The 21,815-nt window shown below is 60.8% G+C and carries 17 protein-coding genes and 1 pseudogene; 11 read left to right on the top strand and 7 right to left on the bottom strand.

The window, feature by feature from the left end; genetic code table 11:
• Positions 1 to 44: 44 nt before the first annotated feature.
• The 7 genes from HK439_RS01950 (at position 45) to recO (ending at position 7,095) form a co-directional block, all read left to right on the top strand.
• On the top strand, positions 45 to 2,276 hold the full coding sequence (locus HK439_RS01950; protein WP_190289675.1) for a RelA/SpoT family protein: 2,232 nt from the start codon (positions 45 to 47) through the stop codon (positions 2,274 to 2,276).
• Positions 2,277 to 2,333: 57 nt separating this feature from the next.
• Positions 2,334 to 2,915 carry an orotate phosphoribosyltransferase gene (gene pyrE, locus HK439_RS01945; protein WP_190289781.1) on the top strand — a complete coding sequence of 194 codons (582 nt, stop codon included), beginning with the start codon at positions 2,334 to 2,336 and terminating at the stop codon, positions 2,913 to 2,915.
• 8 nt (positions 2,916 to 2,923) lie between these two features.
• A complete protein-coding gene (locus HK439_RS01940; protein WP_190289674.1) occupies positions 2,924 to 3,520 on the top strand; it encodes a DUF2062 domain-containing protein in 597 nt (198 codons plus the stop codon).
• A 188-nt stretch (positions 3,521 to 3,708) separates the two neighbouring features.
• Positions 3,709 to 4,464 carry a signal peptidase I gene (gene lepB / locus HK439_RS01935; RefSeq protein WP_190289780.1) on the top strand — a complete coding sequence of 252 codons (756 nt, stop codon included), beginning with the start codon at positions 3,709 to 3,711 and terminating at the stop codon, positions 4,462 to 4,464.
• 38 nt (positions 4,465 to 4,502) lie between these two features.
• The gene (gene rnc / locus HK439_RS01930; RefSeq protein WP_190289673.1) at positions 4,503 to 5,216 is read left to right on the top strand and encodes a ribonuclease III; all 714 of its coding nucleotides are present in this window, start codon (positions 4,503 to 4,505) and stop codon (positions 5,214 to 5,216) included.
• A 44-nt stretch (positions 5,217 to 5,260) separates the two neighbouring features.
• Positions 5,261 to 6,187: a GTPase Era gene (era, locus tag HK439_RS01925; protein ID WP_209011513.1), complete on the top strand. Its 927-nt coding sequence runs from the start codon at positions 5,261 to 5,263 to the stop codon at positions 6,185 to 6,187.
• A 137-nt stretch (positions 6,188 to 6,324) separates the two neighbouring features.
• A complete protein-coding gene (gene recO, locus HK439_RS01920) occupies positions 6,325 to 7,095 on the top strand; it encodes a DNA repair protein RecO (RefSeq protein ID WP_190289672.1) in 771 nt (256 codons plus the stop codon).
• A 30-nt stretch (positions 7,096 to 7,125) separates the two neighbouring features.
• Here the strand turns inward: recO and HK439_RS01915 are convergent, their stop codons facing one another.
• Positions 7,126 to 9,033, bottom strand: a complete 1,908-nt coding sequence (locus HK439_RS01915; RefSeq protein ID WP_235987523.1) for a putative bifunctional diguanylate cyclase/phosphodiesterase — start codon at positions 9,031 to 9,033, stop codon at positions 7,126 to 7,128.
• A 455-nt stretch (positions 9,034 to 9,488) separates the two neighbouring features.
• On the opposite strand from HK439_RS01915, the gene parC reads away from it, so the two are divergent.
• The 3 genes from parC to HK439_RS01900 all read left to right on the top strand — a co-directional run bounded on the left by parC (position 9,489) and on the right by HK439_RS01900 (position 13,499).
• Positions 9,489 to 11,747 (top strand): DNA topoisomerase IV subunit A, encoded by a 2,259-nt coding sequence (gene parC / locus HK439_RS01910; protein ID WP_190289671.1) that lies wholly within the window; start codon positions 9,489 to 9,491, stop codon positions 11,745 to 11,747.
• A gap of 136 nt (positions 11,748 to 11,883) precedes the next feature.
• Positions 11,884 to 13,047, top strand: coding sequence for an iron-containing alcohol dehydrogenase (locus HK439_RS01905; RefSeq protein ID WP_190289670.1), 1,164 nt, complete (start codon positions 11,884 to 11,886; stop codon positions 13,045 to 13,047).
• Positions 13,044 to 13,499 carry an acyl-CoA thioesterase gene (locus tag HK439_RS01900; protein ID WP_268956860.1) on the top strand — a complete coding sequence of 152 codons (456 nt, stop codon included), beginning with the start codon at positions 13,044 to 13,046 and terminating at the stop codon, positions 13,497 to 13,499. Before HK439_RS01905 ends, HK439_RS01900 begins: the two co-directional genes overlap by 4 nt.
• Before the next feature lie 45 nt (positions 13,500 to 13,544).
• Here the strand turns inward: HK439_RS01900 and HK439_RS01895 are convergent, their stop codons facing one another.
• From HK439_RS01895 to dapA, 3 genes are all read right to left on the bottom strand, one after another.
• The gene (locus tag HK439_RS01895; RefSeq protein ID WP_190289669.1) at positions 13,545 to 13,919 is read right to left on the bottom strand and encodes a hypothetical protein; all 375 of its coding nucleotides are present in this window, start codon (positions 13,917 to 13,919) and stop codon (positions 13,545 to 13,547) included.
• Between the two features lie 162 nt (positions 13,920 to 14,081).
• Positions 14,082 to 14,561 (bottom strand): SsrA-binding protein SmpB, encoded by a 480-nt coding sequence (gene smpB, locus HK439_RS01890; RefSeq protein ID WP_190289668.1) that lies wholly within the window; start codon positions 14,559 to 14,561, stop codon positions 14,082 to 14,084.
• 64 nt (positions 14,562 to 14,625) lie between these two features.
• Entirely contained in the window at positions 14,626 to 15,504 is an 879-nt protein-coding gene (gene dapA, locus HK439_RS01885) for a 4-hydroxy-tetrahydrodipicolinate synthase (RefSeq protein WP_190289667.1), read from the bottom strand.
• Positions 15,505 to 15,652: 148 nt separating this feature from the next.
• On the opposite strand from dapA, the gene HK439_RS01880 reads away from it, so the two are divergent.
• Positions 15,653 to 16,723 carry an alpha/beta fold hydrolase gene (locus HK439_RS01880; protein ID WP_209011498.1) on the top strand — a complete coding sequence of 357 codons (1,071 nt, stop codon included), beginning with the start codon at positions 15,653 to 15,655 and terminating at the stop codon, positions 16,721 to 16,723.
• A 23-nt stretch (positions 16,724 to 16,746) separates the two neighbouring features.
• Here HK439_RS01880 and HK439_RS01875 read toward each other — a convergent pair.
• From HK439_RS01875 to pbpC, 3 genes and pseudogenes are all read right to left on the bottom strand, one after another.
• Positions 16,747 to 17,483: pseudogene (locus HK439_RS01875) on the bottom strand (IS5 family transposase).
• Positions 17,484 to 18,005: 522 nt separating this feature from the next.
• On the bottom strand, positions 18,006 to 19,178 hold the full coding sequence (locus tag HK439_RS01870) for a porin (RefSeq protein WP_190289666.1): 1,173 nt from the start codon (positions 19,176 to 19,178) through the stop codon (positions 18,006 to 18,008).
• A 506-nt stretch (positions 19,179 to 19,684) separates the two neighbouring features.
• Entirely contained in the window at positions 19,685 to 21,796 is a 2,112-nt protein-coding gene (gene pbpC, locus HK439_RS01865) for a penicillin-binding protein 1C (protein ID WP_235987521.1), read from the bottom strand.
• Positions 21,797 to 21,815 lie beyond the last annotated feature (19 nt).

Raw genomic sequence — 21,815 nt, 5'->3', positions numbered from 1 at the left:
AAACCTCCCGTTTCTTCCGGCTGTCATATGGGTCGGTTTCGGCCATGATGCGCCAATACGAGCTCGTTGAACGAGTAACCCGATATAATCCCGACGCGGACGAGGCCCTTCTCAACAAGGCCTATGTGTACGCCATGCAGAAGCACGGGCCCCAGACCCGCGCATCCGGCGACCCCTATTTCTCCCATCCGCTCGAAGTTGCCGCGATCCTGACCAATCTGCGTCTCGATGACGCAACCATCGCCGTCGCCCTCCTCCACGATACGATCGAGGATACGGACGCCACCCGCGCCGAAATCGATTCCATGTTCGGCGAGGAAATCGGCAAGCTGGTCGACGGCCTGACCAAGATCAAGCGCCTCGACCTGGTGTCCCAGAAAGCCAAGCAGGCAGAGAACTTCCGCAAGCTCCTGCTGGCAATCGCCGACGATGTCCGGGTTCTCCTGGTCAAGCTGGCCGACCGGCTGCACAACATGCGCACGCTCCATCACATGCCCGAGCACAAGCGCGGCCGGATCGCCGAGGAAACGATGGAGATCTACGCCCCGCTTGCCGGGCGCATGGGCATGCAGGACATGCGTGAGGAACTGGAAGATCTTTCCTTCCGGACCCTCAATCCGGAAGCGCATGACACCATCAGCGAGCGCCTGACCGAGCTGCGCGAGACCAATGCGGAACTGATCGCGGAAATCGAAAAGACCCTGACCGAGCGCCTCGCGGAACGCGGCATGGCGGCCGAGGTCAAGGGCCGAGAGAAGCGCCCCTATTCGATCTTTCGCAAGATGCAGCAGAAATCGCTGGGCTTCGAACAGCTCTCCGATCTCTACGGCTTCCGGGTCACTGTGGGAACGGTGGAGGCCTGCTACCGCGTTCTGGGCGTCATCCACACGACCTGGCCAACGGTTCCCGGACGGTTCAAGGATTACATCTCCACCCCGAAGCAGAACGACTACCGCTCGATCCACACCACGATCGTCGGACCGTCCCGCCAGCGCGTGGAACTGCAGATCCGCACCGCCGCAATGGACCGGGTCGCGGAGTTCGGCATTGCCGCCCATGCCCTCTACAAGGACGGCGAGATGGGCGGCCTGAACATCGCCCGCCACACGGAAGACTGCCGCGCCTACGAGTGGCTGCGGCGGACCATCGACCTTCTCAACGAAGGCGACACGCCGGAAGAATTCCTGGAAAACACCAAGCTGGAACTTTTCCACGACCAGGTGTTCTGCTTCACGCCCAAGGGACGGCTGATCGCCCTGCCTCGCGGCGCGACTCCGATCGATTTCGCCTACGCTGTCCACACCGGCATCGGCAACACCTGCGTCGGCTGCAAGATCAACGGCAAGATCATGCCCCTGGTTACCGAACTCAGAAACGGCGACGAGGTGGAGATCATCCGTTCAAAGGCACAGACGCCGCCGCCGGCCTGGGAATCGATTGCCGTGACCGGAAAGGCCAGGGCGGCCATCCGCCGGGCGACCCGCGAATCCATCCGCAAGCAATATGGCGCCCTCGGCGAGCACATCCTCAAGCGGGCCTTTGCACGGGCGGACAAGGTCTATTCGGAAGACCTGCTTCAGATCGCACTCACCGACCACAATCAACCGAACGTCGCTGAACTTCTGGCGGCCGTCGGCCGTGGCGATGTCAGCGCCCAGTCTGTTCTGAAATCGGCTCATCCCGACTACCAGGACGATCGGGTTGTCCATATCCCGGCCACCTCCGAGGACGGATGGTTCGATCTGGAAAAGGGCGCGGGATTGAAATTCCGCATTCCCGCAGGTGAACTCGATCCGGCTTCCGGCGACGATACCCAGGATGGATCCGCACTGCCGATCCGGGGACTGTCCGGCGACATCCCGGTCAGTTTCGCTCCGGATGGCGGCGCCGTTCCCGGCGACCGGATCGTCGGCATCCTGACCCCGTCCGACGGGCTGACGATTTATCCGATCCAGTCGCCGGCCCTGAAGGAATTCGACGACCAGAGCGAACGGTGGGTCGACGTGCGCTGGGATATCGACGTCGACAATCCGGAACGGTTTCCCGCAAGGCTGGCGATTTCCGCGGTTAACGAGCCCGGCTCGCTTGCCGCCATCGCCCAGGTAATCGGTGAAAACAGCGGTAACATCGATAATGTCAAAATGGTCCGCCAGGCGACCGATTTTCACCAGATGATCATCGATCTGGAGGTATGGGACCTGAAACACCTGAATCGGATCATCAATCAGTTGCGTTCGAAACCGAATGTCTCCAGTGTGACCCGCGTCAACGGCTGACGCCGGTAAACCCAGGAAAGGACAGTCATCCGCATGACCAGCCCCATGAGCCGCCCCATGACTCGCGAGGAAGTGCTTCAGCAGTTCCGCGACGCCGGCGCGATCCTTGAAGGCCATTTCATCCTGTCCTCGGGCCTTCGCAGCCCGGTGTTCATCCAGAAGGCCCGGGTCTTCATGTATCCGGAGCGGACGGAGGCCCTGTGCAAGGCGCTGGCGGAAAAGATTCGCGCTGCGGGCCTCGGCGACATCGACTACGTAGTCTCTCCGGCTCTGGGCGGCCTGATCCCCGGATATGAAACCGCCCGTCATCTGAAGGTGCCCGCCATGTGGGTCGAGCGCGAAGACGGGGAGTTCCGTCTGCGCCGGTTCGAATTGCCCGAAGGGGCCCGGGTCGTGATCGTCGAGGACATCGTGACCACCGGCCTCTCCAGCCGCGAAACGGTGGATGCCCTGAAGTCGATCGGCGCAAACGTGCTGGCCGTCGCCTGCCTGATCGACCGCTCTGCCGGAGCTGCCGACACGGGCGTGCCGCTGATCGCCCTGGCCGATTACAAGGTTCCGGCCTACGAGGCGGACAAGCTTCCGCCGGAATTGGCGGCTATCCCTGCCGTCAAACCGGGAAGCCGGGGCCTCTCGTAAGACCGACTATGCTATTCCGCCGCCGAAACAAGCCCACCAACATCGAACGCCTTCGCGTGGCCGTCTGGCCGCGCCACAGCTGGTCGCGTTCGACCCGCTACTTCGGAAAACGGGTCCTGCGCCTGACCGCGACGCCGCATGCGATCGCGCTCGGATTTGCAGCCGGCGCGTTTGCATCGTTCACGCCGCTGGTGGGTTTCCACTTCCTTCTCGCTTTTATTATCGCCTATATCATTCGCGGCAATCTGATCGCCTCAGCCCTTGGAACATCCGTCGGCAATCCGCTGACATTCCCGTTCATCTGGGCCTCCACCTTCAAGATCGGCCAGTGGATCCTGCAAAGCGAGGCAGCCCCGGTTGCCCATGACATTCACAAGGAATTCGCGAAGCGGCTGCTCGACAACTCTCTCGACGTCCTGCTGCCGATGTTCAAGCCGATGTTCGTGGGAGCGGTCCCCCTTGGTCTGGTCACAGGGGCGATCTGCTACGTCATCGTCTACAAGAGCGTTGAAGTCTACCAGAATCGGCGGAAGGCGTCGCTCGCCCGCAAACGCACACCGTTTCCGGTTCCACATCCCGTGGAACTGGAAGAAATCGACAAATAGGCCTCTGCCTTTTTACTGCCGGATTCTTCCGTGAAAGACGAACGGCGGGACTATCCGTCCCTTTTCCGTCCGTCATTGCCACGAAAGCCTTGAACGGCTAAGAGTCGGCATCAGATTCTGATCAATCATTCCGCTCCTGGCGTTCCTGCCGGATCCATCAGCCCCGAATTCACATGTCAAAGGACAAGATGAGCGTGACCGAAGACAAGAAGGCCAAGGACGGCGGGCTCTACGAGACCGTCAAGATCATCGTGCAGGCGCTCCTTCTTGCCCTGATCGTACGCACTTTTCTGTTCCAGCCGTTCAACATTCCGTCCGGATCGATGAAGGACACGCTCCTGATCGGCGACTACCTGTTCGTTTCCAAATACAGCTACGGCTATTCCCGCTACTCCTTCCCCTTCGGCCTCGGACCCTTCTCCGGCCGGATCTGGAGCGCGGAACCGAAACGCGGCGACATCGTCGTCTTCAAGCTGCCCAAGGACAATTCCACCGACTACATCAAGCGCGTGATCGGCCTGCCCGGCGACAAGATCCAGGTTCAGGATGGCGTCGTCTATATCAACGGCGAGGCGGTCAAACGTGAACGCATCGACGATTACATCGAAAACACCGGCTTTGGCATCAAGCGCGTCCCGCGTTACCGCGAAACCCTGCCCAACGGCGTCTCCTACGAGACTTTGGACCTGACCGATCACGGCGCTTTGGACAATACCAACGTCTATGAAGTGCCTGAAGGGCATTACTTCATGATGGGCGACAACCGCGACAATTCCACCGACAGCCGCGTGTTGTCGCAGGTCGGCTACGTGCCGTTCGAAAACCTGGTCGGCCGGGCGGAAGTCCTGTTCTTCTCCATCAAGGACGGTACGCCGGCCTGGATGGTCTGGAAATGGCCCTGGGAAGTGCGCTGGGACCGCTTGTTCAGGGACCTGCACCCTTAAGCCGGCCAAACCGGTCTGACGCGGCGCAAGGAAAAAAAATGGCGGCAAGCTCACAGGCCATGTTCGAACTGGCCCGACGCCTTCAACATGAATTCAAGGATCCGGAGTTGCTGAACGTGGCCCTGACCCACGCCAGCGCGCTCGCTCCGACCGACAGCGTGACAAACAGCTACCAGCGTCTGGAATTCCTGGGGGACCGGGTGCTCGGCCTCGTCGTCGCCGGCATGCTGCACAATCATTTCCCGAATGCGGACGAAGGCGAGCTTGCCCGCCGCTTCAATCACATGGTCAAGCGGGAAACCTGCGCGGAAATCGCCAGTGAACTCGGCCTCGGCGAAGCCATGCGCATCGGCCAGAGCGAGGCCCAGACCGGCGGCCGCAAGAAGACGGCCCTGCTGGCCGATATTTGCGAGGCGGTGATTGCGGCGATCTATCTGGACGGCGGCTTTGCGGATGCCGAAAAATTCGTCAGACGCCTTTGGGAACCGCGTATGCTATCGTGGTCCGGCCCCTTGCGGGATGCCAAGACCACCCTGCAGGAGTGGGCCCAGTCGCGCGGGCTGCCGACACCGAAATACGATGTGATCAGCCGCGAGGGCCCGGACCACGCCCCCAGTTTCGTGGTCGGCGTCAATGTGAAGGGAATTGCCTCCGGCGAAGGCCAGGGCGGGTCCAAACGGATCGCCGAACAGGCCGCCGCCGAAGCCGTGCTCCGCCGGGAAGGCGTTTGGAAAGAACAGGACAGGACTTGAACTCCGACGACGATGACATGCCGCAGGCAAGCCCGCGGTTCGACATGCCTCTTCCCGAAGCGGCAGCCCCTATGCCGGCCGACACGCGCGCGGGCTTCATCGCCCTGATCGGCGCGCCGAATGCCGGCAAGTCCACCCTTATCAACCAGCTCGTCGGCACCAAGGTCTCCATCGTGACCCACAAGGTGCAGACGACACGGGCGATCGTGCGCGGCATCGCCATGCACGACAAGGCACAGCTCGTCTTCGTCGACACGCCGGGCATTTTCCAGCCCAAGCGGCGTCTCGATCGGGCGATGGTCGATACCGCCTGGGGCGGCGCCCGGGACGCCGATGTGATCGCCCTCCTGATCGATGCCCGCAAGGGGCTGGACGAGGAAGCCGAAGCCATCATGCAGCGGCTTGCCGACATCAAGACGCCGAAAGTGCTGATCCTGAACAAGATCGACGTTGCCAAGCGCGACAGGCTGCTGGAACTGGCGAAGGCCGCCAACGAGATCATCCCGTTCGACGAGACCTTCATGGTCTCCGCCCTGAACGGCGACGGGGTCGATGCGATCCTGGACTATTTCGCAGCACAGGTTCCCGAAGGCCCGTGGCTCTATCCGGAAGACCAGCCGTCCGACCTGCCCTTGCGCATCCTTGCGGCCGAAATCACCCGGGAAAAGCTGTTCGAACGCCTGCACCAAGAGCTGCCCTATATCTCCACGGTGGAAACGGAACAGTGGCAGGAGCGCAAGGACGGCTCCGTGCGCATCGAGCAGACCATCTATGTGGAGCGCGACAGCCAGAAGAGCATCGTGCTCGGCAAGAAGGGCCAGACCATCAAGGCGATCTCCAAGGCTTCCCGCGAGGAACTCGCCGAAATCATCGACGCCCCCGTACACCTGTTCCTGTTCGTGAAGGTACGCGAGAACTGGGCCGACGACCCGGAACGCTACCGGGAAATGGGCCTGGAGTTCCCGCGCTAGAAGCCCTCAAGCGGCGAACTCCAGTCACCTCTCCCATGGGAGAGGGAGCTTGCGCCTTTCCAAGTGCAATCGCCCTGCCCCTCTCATGGCAAAGAACTTCCCCTCTTCCCCCTTCCGGAATCGTATAAACTTGCCCGATGGAATGGACCGGCGAAGCAATCATTCTGGGAGCCCGCAAGCACGGCGAGGCCGACGTCATTCTTGAGGTGATGACGGCGGAGCGCGGCCGGCATCTGGGACTGGTGCGCGGCGGGCGGTCCCGCCGACGGCAGCCGATGCTCCAGCCGGGCAACGAGGTGCAGGTGACCTGGCGCGCGCGGCTGGCGGATCATTTAGGCGTTTTTACCGTCGACCCGATCCGCTCGCGCGCTGCCGAACTGATGGCCTCATCCATCGGCCTGCACGGCGTCCAGCATCTGGCCGGCCTCATCCGCCTCCTGCCGGAGCGCGATCCCCATGCAAGGCTCTACGAGGCCTTCAAGGTGGTGCTCGACCACCTCGACCGGTTCGATGTTGCCGGCCCGCTGATTATCCGCTTCGAGCTGGAACTTTTGAACGACCTCGGTTTCGGTCTCGATCTCACCACCTGTGCGGCAACAGGAACGCGGGAAGACCTGGCCTGGGTCTCGCCGAAATCGGCCCGCGCCGTCAGCCGGGAGGCCGGAGAACCCTATCGCGACAAACTGCTTCCCCTGCCCCCGTTCCTGGCCGAAGGCCAGCGACAGCCGGGCAGCGAGATCACCTATCGGGATCTCCTCGACGGATTCCGGCTGACCGATTTTTTCCTGAGCCGCAACATCTACGAGCCGAGAGGGCTAAAAACAGGGGATCTGCGGGCCGGCCTGATTGCAGCGCTGGAGAAGAAATACCGGGCTGAATTTCCGTGGAATTTCGACACGACCGGATAGGCCGGAGTCGGATCCGGGCCCTGTTGGCATTCAGGCCCGGCTCACCGCCGGCTCTTGTGAAATGCCGCCATCGCTGCTTGCCAGATATGCGGGAACCGCATCGCCCGAAATCGGCCTGGAAAAATAATAGCCCTGGACCATCTCGCCGCCGAGGCTACGGACAATGGCCAGTTCCTCTTCCGTTTCCACGCCTTCGATGACACAGCCGATATTCATGTCCCTGGACAGGTTGAGCAGCGATTTGACGATTCCGTAGCCTGCGGATTTCTCGACGATATTGGTCAAGAACGACCGGTCGATCTTGATCTTGTCGAGCGGGAACCGGTGCAGGTGGCTCAGGCTCGAATAGCCGGTTCCGAAGTCGTCCAGCGAAATCCGGACCCCGCTCCGTTTGAGTTCGGCGATCGCTTCCTGGGCCTGGTAGACGTCGCGGATGATTGCGGTCTCGGTAATCTCGAAATCGATCCGTTCCGGTGCAATGCCGTAGGTATGAATTTCGTCGACAAGACCACGAACATAGTCGGTCTTGGCAATGTTGGCTGCTGACAGATTGAACGACAGCCGTATGTCGCCCGGCCAGGAAGCCGCGCAGGAGAGCGCTTGCCGGAACAGCATCAGCGTGAGCCGGTCGATCAGGCCGCCCCGCTCCGCAGCCGGAATGAAATCGCTCGGCGGCACCGCCCCCAGGGTCGGACTGGTCCAGCGCGCAAGTGCCTCGAACGCGAGCACTGCACCGCTGTTCACATCCACGACCGGCTGGAAAGCGACCGACATTTCGTCGGCGACCGTTACGCTTCTAAGAGCCTTTTCAAGAAGCTTGGTCCGCTGGACCCGGGCTTCGTGAGCCTTGCCGAACAGAACCACATGGGTGCTGCCGGCATCTCGGCTGCGTTTCGCGGAATAAAGCGCAAAATCCGCATTCTCGTAGAGGTCGTCGCAGTCGATACCGTCCTGCCACCGGGCGAAGCCGATGCTGGCTGAAATCGAAAGGGTCGCTTCCGCCAGATTGAACGGCGCCTCCAGGACCGTGCACAAATTGTGCCCGATCTGCATCATGTTCTCGTCGGTAAGCTCCAGGCTGATCAGAATGGCGAATTCATCGCCGCCCAGACGCGACAGGAGAAGATCGCCCTGGCAGGTAGCCCTAAGGCGTTCCGCGACAGAGACCAGCAGCTTGTCGCCGACCGCATGACCGTACATGTCATTGACCGCCTTGAACCCGTCCAGGTCGATCAGGCCGATCACAAGCGGTGCCTTTCCGGCAACCGCGGATGCATGATTTTCAGTGAATTCGGAAAAGAAACAGCGCCGGTTCGGCAGATTGGTCAGGCTGTCGAGATTGGCAAGACGATAGTTTTCGTTCGACAGCTCCAGCGTTTCTTTCTGCTTCTGCATAAGTTCGTTCTGCTGCTGCATGAGCTGTCGGCGCGATGCGATCAGGGAAACAAACCTGTCGTAGTTGATCGAAACGATCACCAGCAAGACGACCGACACCAGGATCAGGTTCATGGCAATGGCCATGAACACCTGATTGCCGGAGAAACCGAAGAAGACGATGAACGCGATATTGACGACTGCCGTAACGTAGAAAGCCGCCGACAACATGTGCATCAGGCTGAAGATGCACCCCACGACCGTGATGCCCATGTAGAAAGCTATATGTCCCTGCGCATAGGCATCTCCATAGGGATAAAGCGCCAGGCACCAGGCGGAGAAACACGCGGCGATGATCGGCGCGAGCAAATTGGTCCGTTTCAGTGAATGCAAAGCTACCGCAATGTCCGGCCGCTCGGAGATGGACCGCCACCACGTTACCAGCCGAAGGACAATCATGACGGATAATACGAGCGGGATGTAGAACGTGAGGCTTGGCGGAGCGATATTCCAGAACGTTGCCACCAGCGCCCATGTATTGACCAGCAGCAGAGAATACATCATCGGGATCTGTCTGGTATTGGCATCAAATTGCGCCAGCGTGAGTTCCGGATCTCCGCTGGGGACCAAAAATAGATATTTCAGCTTTCGAAAATTCACCGGGGTGGCCTCAAATAAAGTTTTCCGCTCAGCTGTAAAACATCCCATGCAGCCGCGATTTTGTCCGCCATATGCAGATAATCCTACCGATAAATCTTAAAGAACCCGTTAGTCTCACGTAACGTCGGGTCGTCTGTCGTGACATCGCAGCCCTGCACCCGCGCCAAGGCTCAAGGGAGCCGTAGGGCTGGAAATTTCCCGATTCTCCGCAACAGCCGCCAAATCGCACACAACCGTCCCGACAATTGTATCGGGACTTGTTGCACCCAATGCCCAAACCGGGGAAAACCGCGCCAGAAACCGCAGAATTCCGCGCAAATCATTTGCGTCGAACTTTCGATCCCGTTACTCGTTTTCATATGGGAAACGAGTTGATTCCGCCGAGCGGACCAAGCGGCATTGAAGGCATCGAACTGCGCGCAGCGCTGGAAGAGCGCTATCTTGCCTATGCGTTGTCGACCATCATGCACCGCGCCCTGCCGGATGTGCGCGACGGGCTGAAGCCGGTGCACCGCCGCCTGCTTTACGCCATGCGGCTCCTGAAGCTCGACCCCGGCGCCGGGTTCAAGAAATGCGCCCGCGTGGTGGGCGACGTCATCGGTAAATACCACCCTCATGGCGACCAGGCCGTCTATGACGCGCTGGTACGCCTCGCCCAGGATTTCGCGCAGCGCTACCCGCTGATCGACGGCCAGGGCAACTTCGGCAATGTGGACGGCGACAACGCCGCCGCCATGCGTTACACCGAAGCCCGCCTCACCGACACCGCCAAGCGCCTGCTCGACGGGCTGGACGAAGACGCCGTCGACTTCCGCGAAACCTATGACGGCGAGGACAGGGAACCGATCGTTCTGCCAGGCGGTTTCCCGAACCTTCTCGGCAACGGCTCCTCGGGGATCGCCGTCGGCATGGCGACCTCGATCCCGCCGCACAATGCCTACGAGCTGTGCGAAGCCTCGCAATACCTGATCAAGAACCCGAAATGCGAGCCGGACGAGCTGCTGCAGTTCATCAAGGGTCCTGATTTCCCGACCGGCGGCCTTCTGGTTTCCGACGAGGCCGCGATCCGCGAAGCCTACACCACCGGCCGCGGCAGCTTCCGGGTCCGCGCCCGCTGGGAGGTGGAGGATCTCGGCCGCGGCCAGTGGAACGTGGTGGTCACGGAAATCCCCTATCAGGTGCCGAAATCCCGGCTGATCGAGAAGATCGCCGAACTCCTGACCGCCCGCAAACTGCCGCTTCTGGAAGATATCCGCGATGAATCGGCGGAAGACATCCGCATCGTCCTGGTGCCGCGCTCGCGCAACGTCGACGCCACGCTTCTGATGGAATCCCTGTTCAAGCTGACGGACCTGGAAAACCGCTTCGCCTTGAACATGAACGTGCTCTCCCAGGGCAAGGTGCCCATGGTGATGGGCCTGAAGCAGGTGCTGCGAGAATGGCTGGACCACCGCAAGGAAGTCCTCGTCCGCCGGTCCGAACACCGCCTCGCCCAGATCAATCACCGCCTGGAAGTCCTGGAAGGCTACCTGATCGCCTATCTGAACCTCGACGAGGTGATCCGCATCATCCGCGAGGAGGACGATGCCAAGGGTGAACTGATCCGGACGTTCGAACTGACCGATGTCCAGGCCGAAGCCATCCTCAACATGCGCCTGCGGTCCTTGCGCAAGCTGGAAGAGCTGGAGATCCGCAAGGAGCACGAGAAGCTCAGCGCGGAAAAGGAAGAGCTGACCCTGCTGCTCGGCTCCGACGCCCGCCAGTGGACACGGATCGGCAAGGAAATCGGGGAAGTCTCCAAGGTCTACGGTCCGGAAACCGACATCGGCAAACGGCGCACCGGTCTGGCCGAGGCCCCGGACCACGATCTGGACGACATCCAGCAGGCCATGATCGAGAAGGAACCGATCACGGTCATCGTTTCCGAAAAGGGCTGGATCCGCGCGCTGAAGGGCCACCAGGCGGAACTCGGCAACCTCGCCTTCAAGCAGGGCGACAAGCTGAAGCTGTCCTTCCATGCGGAGACCACCGACAAGATCCTGATCTTCTCCACCGGCGGCAAGTTCTTCACGCTCGGCGCCGACAAGCTGCCCGGCGGACGCGGTCATGGCGAACCGATCCGGCTGATGGTGGAAATGGATGAGGCCCAGGACGTCATCAGCGCGTTCGTCCACAAACCGGGCCGGATTCTGCTGATTTCCAACAATGAGGCGCGCGGCTTCCGTGTGCCGGAAGACGACGTCATCGCCAATACGCGCAAAGGCAAGCAGGTCCTGAACCTTGCAGCGCCCGCTGAGGCTTCCATCTGCGTCACGGCAGAAGGCGACCACGTGGCCGTCATCGGCGAGAACCGGAAGCTTCTGGTCTTCCCGCTGGAGCAGATCCCGCAGATGGGCCGCGGCCGCGGCGTGCGCCTGCAGCGGTACCGCGACGGTCATATCGCCGATATCCGTGTATTCAAGGGCGAGGACGGCCTGACCTGGACCGACAGTTCCGGCCGCAGCTTCACCCGTACGCTTGAAGAATTGTCGGACTGGCGCGGCGAACGCGGCCAGGCCGGGCGCCTGCCCCCGACCGGCTTCCCCCGCTCCAACAAGTTCGGCCCGCGCGAACTCTAGGGTCCGTACCCTCATCACGCCGTTTTCGGAACGGCGTACCGTTTTCACCAAAATTGGTCTCGACGGACCACTCCCACCCTTGCATTCTAACGCGAAGTTATGCCGTATCGGGCTGAGAAATGTGCGGGAGGACAGGATGATCGGGGCGTTTAGTTTCAATACCAGTCACAGGGTGGTCTTCGAAAACGGCTCGGCCGGCGCCCTTTCCCGCCATGCGGACAGTCTCCTGGGCGACCGGCCCTTCATCGTCACCGACAAGGGCATCGTCGGCTGCGGACTGATCGACGGATGCCTGGAGGACCTGAAGGCCGCAGGCTACCAAACGGCTCTTTATGAGGACGTGCTGGCCGACCCGCCCCGCAGGCTGGTGGAAGAGGCCACGAAAATGGCGATGAAGCATGGAGCCACCAGCGTCATCGGTTTCGGCGGCGGCTCTTCCCTCGACATCGCCAAGCTTGTCGCCCTGCTCGCTTCAAGCGGCGAGGATCTGGACGATGCCTGGGGCATCGGCAATGCCAAGGGCCCCCGCCTGCCGTTGATGCTGATCCCGACCACCGCCGGAACCGGCTCGGAAGTCACGCCGATCTCCATCATCACCCTGGAAGACGACGAAAAACGCGGTGTCGTTTCTCCGATCCTGCTGCCCGATCTCGCCATTCTCGATCCGCTGCTCACGCTCGGACTGCCGGCCCACGTGACGGCTGCGACCGGCATCGACGCCATGGTCCATGCCATCGAAGGCTATGCATCGAAGAGCGCGAACAACAACCCGGTCTCCAGGACCCTGGCGGTCGAGGCCCTGAAGCTGCTGGGCACCAACATCGAAACGGCTGTTTTCGAACCCAAGAACGAGGACGCCCGGGGAGCCATGCTTCTGGGCTCCATGCTGGCCGGCATGGCCTTCGCCAACTCCCCGGTCGCCGCCGTGCACGCGCTCGCCTATCCGATCGGCGGCACCTTTCATGTTCCCCACGGACTGTCGAATGCGCTCGTCCTGCCTCATGTCCTGCGCTTCAACGCACCGTACGCCGCCGCCGACTACGCAACGCTTGCGCCCCACGTCTTCCCGGAACTGTCTGTCGTCGACGAGCCGGGAGCCCGCGCCCAAGCCTTTGCCGACGAGCTTGGACATCTTTCGAACCGGCTCGGTCTTCAATCCACCTTGCGCGAAGTCGGCATTACTTCCGCCGACTTGCCCAAAATGGCCAGTGACGCCATGAAACAGACCCGCCTTCTCGTCAACAACCCGCGCCCCGTCACCGAGGCGGATGCACTTGCGATCTACGAGGCAGCCCTTTGAGCGAAGCTGACAAGCCGGCCAGACCGGTCCCCCTCACCCGGTCCGCGTTCACGGTTTTCCGGGAAATTCCGACCAGGTGGATGGATGTGGACATCTACGGCCACGTCAACAACGTGCAGTACCTGAGCTTCTTCGATACGGCCGTAAACGGCTGGTATGTGGACGAAAGGCTGCTTGAGCCGGCCACATCCCAAGAAATCTTCCTCGTGGTGGAAACCGGCTGCCAGTACTTCGCCGAACTCGTCTTCCCGGAACTTGTGACCGCCGGAATCGGGATCGAAAAGATCGGTTCGTCTTCGGTGATTTACACGATCGCGCTGTTCAAGGAGGGGCAACAAAGCGCCGCCGCACAGGGCCGTTTCGTCCATGTGCTCGTAGACCGGGAGAACCGCCGCCCGACGCCGATCAGGGAGGAAATGCGCGCCGCACTCAGCCGGTTACTCATCCGGTAACGGCTCCCTGCGGCAGCTTTGCTGCGGCGGTCAATGTTTCCCGGATCATTTCACGGTGGCATCGACAATGAGTTCCGTACAGTTTTTTCCCTGGAGATCCTTGCCGCAGATCCGGACCGAGTAGCTTTCCTTGCCCTTGAAGTTCTTGTGCGGCGTGTACAGAAACTGGAACCTCGAGGTCTTTTTGAACACACCGTGTTTCGGCTTGCGGACAATGGACGCGGATGTGAAGGTCATCCGTCCGCCTGCGCGAAAATAATACTCGCAACCACTCGAAGACATCCAACTGTAGGCTTTCATCGGCTTCTTGTGGTGAAGCATGAAACGCGAGCCTTGCGTCTGGCAACCGGCCTCCGCCGATGTCACCAGGAGCAGACCCGAAACCAGAACAAGCACTGTCCACAACAGTTGTCTGTTCATAATCCCCCCTCAAAAAAACAACACCCTGAATTCTGTCAATGCAGAGGAGGAGATTCGATCAGAAAGTTCAAGTATCGTTCAATGAAATTGGAGATTGCGGGGCAATGAAATCTCCGGATTAGCCACATCATATCCACAACCTGCGCACAGGTTGTTCAAGGCTTATCCATGGGCCTTCAAAAGCCGTGACTTCTCGCGCTGCCAGTCGCGTTTCTTCTCGGTTTCGCGCTTGTCATGCAGCTTCTTGCCCTTCGCGAGCGCAATCTCCAGCTTCGCCCTGCCCTGCTCGTTGAAATAGAGCTTGAGCGGAACGATGGTCTTGCCTTCCTTCTGCACCGCGCCGGCAAGCTTGTGGATCTCACGCTTGTGCATGAGCAGCTTGCGCGGCCTGCGCGGCTCGTGATTGAAGCGATTGCCCTGGGTGTATTCGGGAATATAGACGTTGTAGATCCAGATCTCGCCCTTGTGCTCGGCGGCATAGGATTCGGCGATATTCGCCTTGCCGTTGCGCAAGGCCTTCACTTCCGTTCCCTTCAGCTCGATGCCGGCTTCGAAGGTTTCCTCGATCTCGAAATTAAAACGGGCCTTCCGGTTGTCGGAGATGATCGTCCGACCCGGAGGACCTCCGCGTTTGGGGGCCATTCTTCCTGCTACCTTTTGTGGACCAGGGCCGGCACTGCCGGCCCTCGCCAAATCATTTGACCGATCAGTTGATCAGCCCCGCATGGGTCATCGCCTCGCGGACTTTCGTCTCGGTTTCCGGCGAAACCGGCACCAGCGGCAGGCGGACCTCATTGTCCATCCGTCCAAGCAGCGACAGGGCGTATTTCGCGCCCGTCGGATTGGGCTCGATGAACAAGGCCTGATGGAGCGGCGCGAGCTTGTCCTGGATCGACAGGGCCTTGGCATAGTCACCGGCAAGGCACGCCGCCTGGAAATCCGCGCACATGCGAGGCGCCACATTGGCCGTCACGGAAATGCACCCGGAACCGCCATGGGCATTGAACCCGAGCGCCGTGATGTCTTCGCCGGACAACTGGATGAAGTCCGAACCACACAGATGGCGTTGCTCGCTCGCTCTTGCAAGGTTGGCGGTGGCATCCTTGACGCCCTTGATGTTCTTGCAGGTCTTGAACAGCTCCGCCATGGTCGCCGACGTCATGTCGATGACCGACCGGCCCGGAATGTTGTAAATGAAGATCGGAATGCCGACCATGTTGTCGATCGCGCGATAATGCGCCTTCAGACCCGCCTGGTTCGGCTTGTTGTAATAAGGCGTCACAACGAGCAGACCGTCGGCTCCGGCCTTTTCGGCGAATTTCGCCAGGTCGATCGCCTCTTCCGTGTTGTTGGAGCCGGCACCCGCCATCACCGGAACACGTCCGGCCGCCACTTCGACGCACAGCTCCACGACCCGCTTGTGCTCATCATGGGAAAGCGTCGGGCTCTCCCCCGTCGTCCCGACCGGCACCAGCCCGGTGCTGCCCTCTTTGATCTGCCAATCGACAAAATCCTGGAACCGTTTCTCGTCGAGCGCCCCGTCCTTGAACGGTGTCACGAGCGCTGGAATCGATCCTGTAAACATCTTCGGTTTCCTCATGGATTTTTCGTTGGGGACCGGGATACCCCGATCGGACCGGCACAATAATCGCCTCATCCCCCCGGGGCAATGGTCTTGAAAGAGAAGCAGCCTGTTCTTTTTGATAAGCCGCAGCCAAGGCATATAGGCCTCGATGGCGTCCCCGGACCTGGTCGGTACACATTTGGCCCGTGTATTACAGTCGAACCGCATCTGCCCGTACTTGGCAAGATCCGGCAAAGCCGTTTACCTTCGCAAAAACAGAGGCCTGACGGCAGATGCGAGGAGCGCCGAACTCATGAAAGATCCCGGGAACGACAATATGGAATCCTCCGCGAACACCGAAACGGCGTCTCGAAGCTTTACCTGGACCAGCCGTGACGGGTTGACCCTTTCGGGCCGCGAATGGGGTGCTTCGGGAAAGGACGCAAGCCGGCACCCGACCATTCTCTGCCTCACAGGACTTTCCAGAAATACGCGTGATTTCAATGATATTGCAGCATATCTTCAGAACTCAGGTTATCATGTCATCGCGCTTGACTACCGCGGCAGGGGCGCAAGCGCATGGGATCCGGAGTGGCACAATTACGCCCTCCCCGTCGAAGGTCATGACATCGACGATGCGATCGAGTTCCTCGGCCTGAAGCGCTTCGCGGTCCTCGGTACATCCCGGGGCGGATTGCATGCGATGGCCATGACGCACCGGTACGACGCCGATCGTATGGTCGGTGTCATCTTGAATGATGTCGGCCCTCATCTGGAGATGAAGGCAATCCACCGGATTGCCGCTTCGATCGGAAAGAAGATGGACTATCCGGATTTCGAGGCGGTCGCAGAGCATATGGAACACACACTCGGCGCCCAGTTTCCTTCTTTTTCCAAACAGGACTGGCTGAAACTGAGCCGGCAGCTTGCAAGTCCGCGCGATAGCGGCGGCTGCGTGATCGACTATGATCCGGCTCTGGCACACACGCTTGTCGGTTGGGACGACGGCAGCCCCACTCCCGACATCTGGCCCCTGTTCGAAGGCCTGGGGAAAATCCCGGTCCTCATCATTCACGGAGAAATGTCGGATCTGCTGAGCCGCGAAACCTGTGAGAAGATGCTCACCGTCCATCCCGGTGCCAGACTGATCACCGTCAGGGGCCAGGGTCACGCCCCGGTGCTCTGGGATCAGGAAACACAGCAGGAAATAGCAGCCTTTCTGGATCGGCTATCGGCCTAGGATGCGGACTCATAAAACCGCATCTAGATACGAGAACAGGCAATGAGTACGGCGGCGAGATAGTTTCTCTCCGTCTTTTCGTATCGTGTGGCCACTTTTCTGAAGTGCTTGAGCTTGTTGAAGAAGCGCTCGACAAGGTTGCGCTGGCGGTAGAGTGCCGGGTCGACAGAACGTTGCACCTTGCGATCGCGCTGCGTGGGGATGTGTCCGCGCCCGCCATGTGCCGCGATCAGGTCGAGAATGGCGCGGGCGTCATAGCCGCGATCGGCGACGACATCGCCCGGCGCGGGGTGTGCCGCCAGCAGCGCCGCGACCGCCGCCTTGTCGGAAGCCTGTCCGGGCGACAGAGTGATGGCGAGCGGTAATCCCCGGGCATCGACCATGGCGTTGATCTTGGTGCTCAATCCTCCACGAGAACGGCCAAGGGTGTGATCCGTCCCCCTTTTTTCGCCGCCGCCTGCTGATGGGCACGGATGATCGAGGAATCGATGAACTGCATGCTGTCGGGCGACTTCTCGGCCAGGGTCTCGAAGACGCGCACCCAGACCCCGGCTTTGGCCCACCGGTTGAACCGGTTATAAACCGTCGTGTACGGGCCGTAGCGCTCGGGCAGGTCACGCCAGGGCGAGCCCGTGCGAAGCACCCAGAAGATGCCGTTGAGAACACGGCGGTCATCCACCCGCGCAACGCCGCGTGGCTTGTCCGGCAAGAGCGGGCTGATCAGGTCGAACTCGAAATCCGTCAGGTCAAATCGTGCCATTCGTGCCTCCTTCAATGGAAACACTGAACACATCCAACCCTCAACCGGAATCCCGTTTATGAGTACGCATCCTAGGCGATACCTTCATAAAATAGACTGAAATCGCGCGACAAACGGCAAAGAGCTGCAAGGAAAGACGCGAAAAGCGGGCTTAATGCCCGGTTGAGCGGTTTGACACAGCAGATCGAAGCCGGTTTTGCGTCCTTTCGGGATAGGGCGAATTTGACCGGCAACGTCGTTGCAAAGCTTTGGAAACAGGAGGGTTTCCTGCAGCTTTGCGCCTCGTATCCGAACAAGTTCATCCCTACCATTTCTGCCTATTTTATGAGGGCATGGCCTAGGGTCCTGCCCCTAAGTCTTTCATTTTCCAGGTAAACTGCCCTTGGCTTACCTGCCCGGGAGCGAATTTCCGCGAGATATCTTGGATATCTCCGGTCAGCTTCCCGCTTTCGCCTGTATCCGGACAAAAAGAAAGCCCGGCATTTCTGCCGGGCTTTCCGTCAATCCTAAGAAAGGAGTGACTTAGAACGTACGCTGAATGCGGAAGGTAGCGGTCAGGTTGTCGTTGTCGGCAGTCGCGCCACCGAAGTCCTGGCTCAGGTATTCGACTTCAACACCGGTCACGAAACCGGAGATCGGAGCCCAAGCGACCTGACCGTGAACCGACCACTGCTTCAGATCAGCAGTAGCGAGCAGGGTGTCCTGGTTCGAGTAGGTACCCGTCAGAGACGTGGAAACCGTCGGGGTCCAGTTGTGCGTGATACCAGCAGCGATGCCCCATGCGGTGGAAGCGTCGAGGCTCGTGCCAGCAGCGTTGATGACAGCGTCATTGGTCAGACGGGTGTCAACATAACCGCTTGCAGCCGAAGCGTATGCTGCACGGATACCCAGGGTATCGCCAGCGCCGAGCATCGGCAGGTTCAGAGCGACGTCACCAGCGATTGCCCAACCCACGACGGAGTCAACAACAGCGGTGGACGAACGGGTCTGACGAACCATACCGGACAGCTGAGCAGAACCCCAGCCCTGGCTAACCATCAGGTTAGCAACGAATGCCGGAATGCGGTGACCGCCGTAAGCGTAGGAAGCACCAGCGTTGGTCAGGAGACCCGGCAGACGAGTACCAGTGTTGGACTCGAGCGATGCGCTTGCGGACAGGCCGTTGCCGAAGGCAGCGGTGTAAGCAAGAACGGTCGAACGGTTGTCAAGGCCCTGGCCGATCTGCGAACCCCAGTTTTCACCGGTCCAGTGATCGAAGAAGGAGCCGGTACGACCGAAGGTGAAGCCACCGAGCTGGACGTAAGCATCCCAGATTTCGGTTGCGGTCGAGTTGAAGGCGTTGCTACCCGAAGTGAACCACAGGTCCAGGTAGGTCTTCAGGAGACCGTATTCGGTCTGGGTACGTGCGTCCAAACGAACGTATGCACGAGCACGGAAGCGCGTGGATTCGTCGGTCTTGGCATCCCAGTTGTTCGGGCCCTTGCCAGCGAAGTCGTGGAAGCGGTAGTCGGCACGAACACGGCCGCCAACGCGCAGGCAGGTTTCGGTGCCCGGGATGTAGTAGAAGCGTGCGCCGTAAGCGTCACAGATGCGGACGTAGTCAACCGGCTCCGGAGCAACCGGAAGATCGGCAGCCTGAACGCCGGTAGCAGAAGCAACTGCAGCAGCGCCGAGCAGAAGGCTCTTAAAGTTCATATCTGACCTCCAATCAGTCATGTTAGCGATGACTTCACTTGGCCTTGGCCGTCGCTGTAAAGTCATTTTCCCCGCGAAAATCTCTGTCTTTGCCCCGACCGGAGGTTGGACTTCCGAAGTGAGCAAAACAGGGCGGCCCGAAAGCCGCTCGCAAAAGTGACCATACGCATCCCGGTTTTTCGTTCAACACCGAATACCCGTCAGAAGCCGGTTCCGGGTTCCTTTCAAAACCCGTGTTGCTCGAATGTCACAAAATCCGGGCCAAAAGTAAGATTGCGGTAAGAAATAGCCCCAATTTCGGGACCTTAGCTTCGGTTTTACACACCGTCATTTCTGCTGAATCGGGATGCAATCTTCTGTTTTCGGCCGTGATTCACTCCGGGATTCGACAATTGAAACACGCCCGGCCACGGGGATTCGGGCGATTCCGATTGCGATTCTCGCCCTTCAGGCCTGTGTCAGGCTTACGCCGTGAGAATCACTGACCGGCAGCTTTCTCCCGCACGTCATTTCAGGGTGAGGTCGACCCTGGCCACCTGTCCCTCGGCATCGATGACGGCCACTTTGGCGAATCCCTCCTCCTTCGGCGTGAACACCAGTTGCCGCCGGAACGAGGAAATCTCCACCGGCTTGTCGTTCACCAGCCAGGTATAGGGCCGCTTGCCGCCTTCCAGCTTGACAACGAGCGGCTGGGCACCGTTCCCCGCCTTGAAACCGAGTTCGACGATCGCGCCTTCGGGCGGATAGGCAATTCTGAACGGCGTCCCCTTGCGGGACAGCGCATCCCGGCCCGCCACCCGGGCGCGCCGCAAAGCGACCGGTAGTTCGGCGGTCGGCCGGCTCAACACCCCGTCAGGCTTTGCCGCCAGCGGCACCCGGTCCTTGCCCAATCGCTGAAAGGCCTCGAACAGGATCGGTACGGCTGCCTTCGCACCTGTCATTCCCGGAACCGGGCTGGCATCCGCCCGCCCCACCCAGACGGCCACGACATACTGCCCGTCGAACCCGACGGCCCAGCAGTCCCGATAGCCGTAGGCGGTTCCGGTCTTGTAGGCGATCGCCGACGTCCCCGCCGACTGGGGCTGCGGCAGCCCGGACAGGATGTCGGCCACATGCCAGGCGGCAATCGGTTCCAGAACCTCGGCCGTCCCGGCCGGTTGGCGCGGCAGATCCCGGTTCAGCACCAGAGAGATGGGCCGTCCCTGCCGGGCAAGGGCTGCATAAAGCCGGGTCAGGTCGGTCAGTGTCAGCCCCAGTCCCCCGAGACCGATGGCCAGCCCCGGCGCCTTGTCGCCGCTCAAAACCGGTTCGGCGCCCGCCCGCTTGAGGCGCGAAATCAGCCGGGCCGGACCGACCGCCTCCAGCAATTGCACGGCGGGCGTGTTGAGGGACAACTGCAAAGCCTCACGAACGGTCACGGTGCCCTGATAGGCCTGATCGAAATTCGTCGGCCGGTAACCGCCGATATCGATGGGCCGGTCCTCGATAAAGCTTTCGGGATGCGCTACGCCCTCTTCAAAGGCCAGTCCGTAGATCAGGGGCTTGAGCGTGGAGCCGGGCGAGCGGACCGCCTTCGTCATGTCTATATGTCCCTGCCGTCTTTCCGACAGGAGATCGGGCGAGCCGACCGAGGCGAGGATCTCACCGGACCGATGATCGGCAACTATGATGGCGGAAGAAATATGAGGGCCGAGCGCCCGCACCCGGTCCCGGACCAGGCTTTCGAGGCTTTCCTGTAAAGGACCGTCGATCGTCAACCGGTGGATCAATCGCTCCGGATCTTCCAGAACCGCATCGCGGGCCGAATGGGCGGCAAGGAACGGCATGGCGCGGCGCCGGTCCGGAACTTGGTCCAGGCGCGCGGCTGCGGCCTCTTCGCGGGTGAGCACCCCTGCCGTGACGGCCCGCTCCAGAACCCGGTCACGGGCTTCCGTCGCCCGGGCTGCAAACCGGTCCGGCCGGCGCGCTTCCGGCGATTGCGGCAGGGCGACCAGAAGGGCTGCCTCGGCCGGCGTCAGACGCGACGGCTCCTTGCCGAACCAGACGAGGCTTGCCGCCCTGACGCCTTCCAGATTGCCGCCGAAGGGCGCGCGCAACATATAAAGAGACAGGATCTGGTCCTTGCTCAGGCTGTTCTCGATCTGGATTGCGCGCAGGATCTGTTCGTATTTCGCTCCAAGCGTCCGGGTCGGATGCTCTTCCAGAAGCCGGGCAACCTGCATGGTCAGCGTGGAGCCGCCGGAAACGATCCGTCCGGACAGAAGCATCTGGCCCGCCGCCCGGACCAGCGCGCCCGCGTCCACGCCATGATGGTCGTAGAAGCGCTTGTCTTCATAAGCGACCAGCATCTTCACGTAGAGCGGATCGACCTCGTCAAGCGCCACCGGAAGCCGCCACTTCTGGTCGTCGCTGGTAAAGGCGCGCAGCAGCCGGTCGTTCCGGTCGAGAACGACCGATGACAGCGACAGGTCCGAGGCGTTCGGAATTTCCGGAAGGCGCTCGTAATCGACCCCGACCTTGATGGCGGCAAGGCAGATGACCGCGACGCCGGCAAGGCCCATGGCCTTAACCCGGCGCCGCCAGCGCGATTGCCTTTTCTGTCCGGTCTCGACCGCCATGGCTATCCGTCCGCCGAAG

This window comes from Roseibium aggregatum (genome assembly GCF_014692675.1).
GTDB lineage: Bacteria > Pseudomonadota > Alphaproteobacteria > Rhizobiales > Stappiaceae > Roseibium > Roseibium aggregatum_C.
The sequence above is the reverse complement of the archived record's forward strand: the minus strand, read 5'-3'. Positions and strand labels throughout refer to the sequence as shown.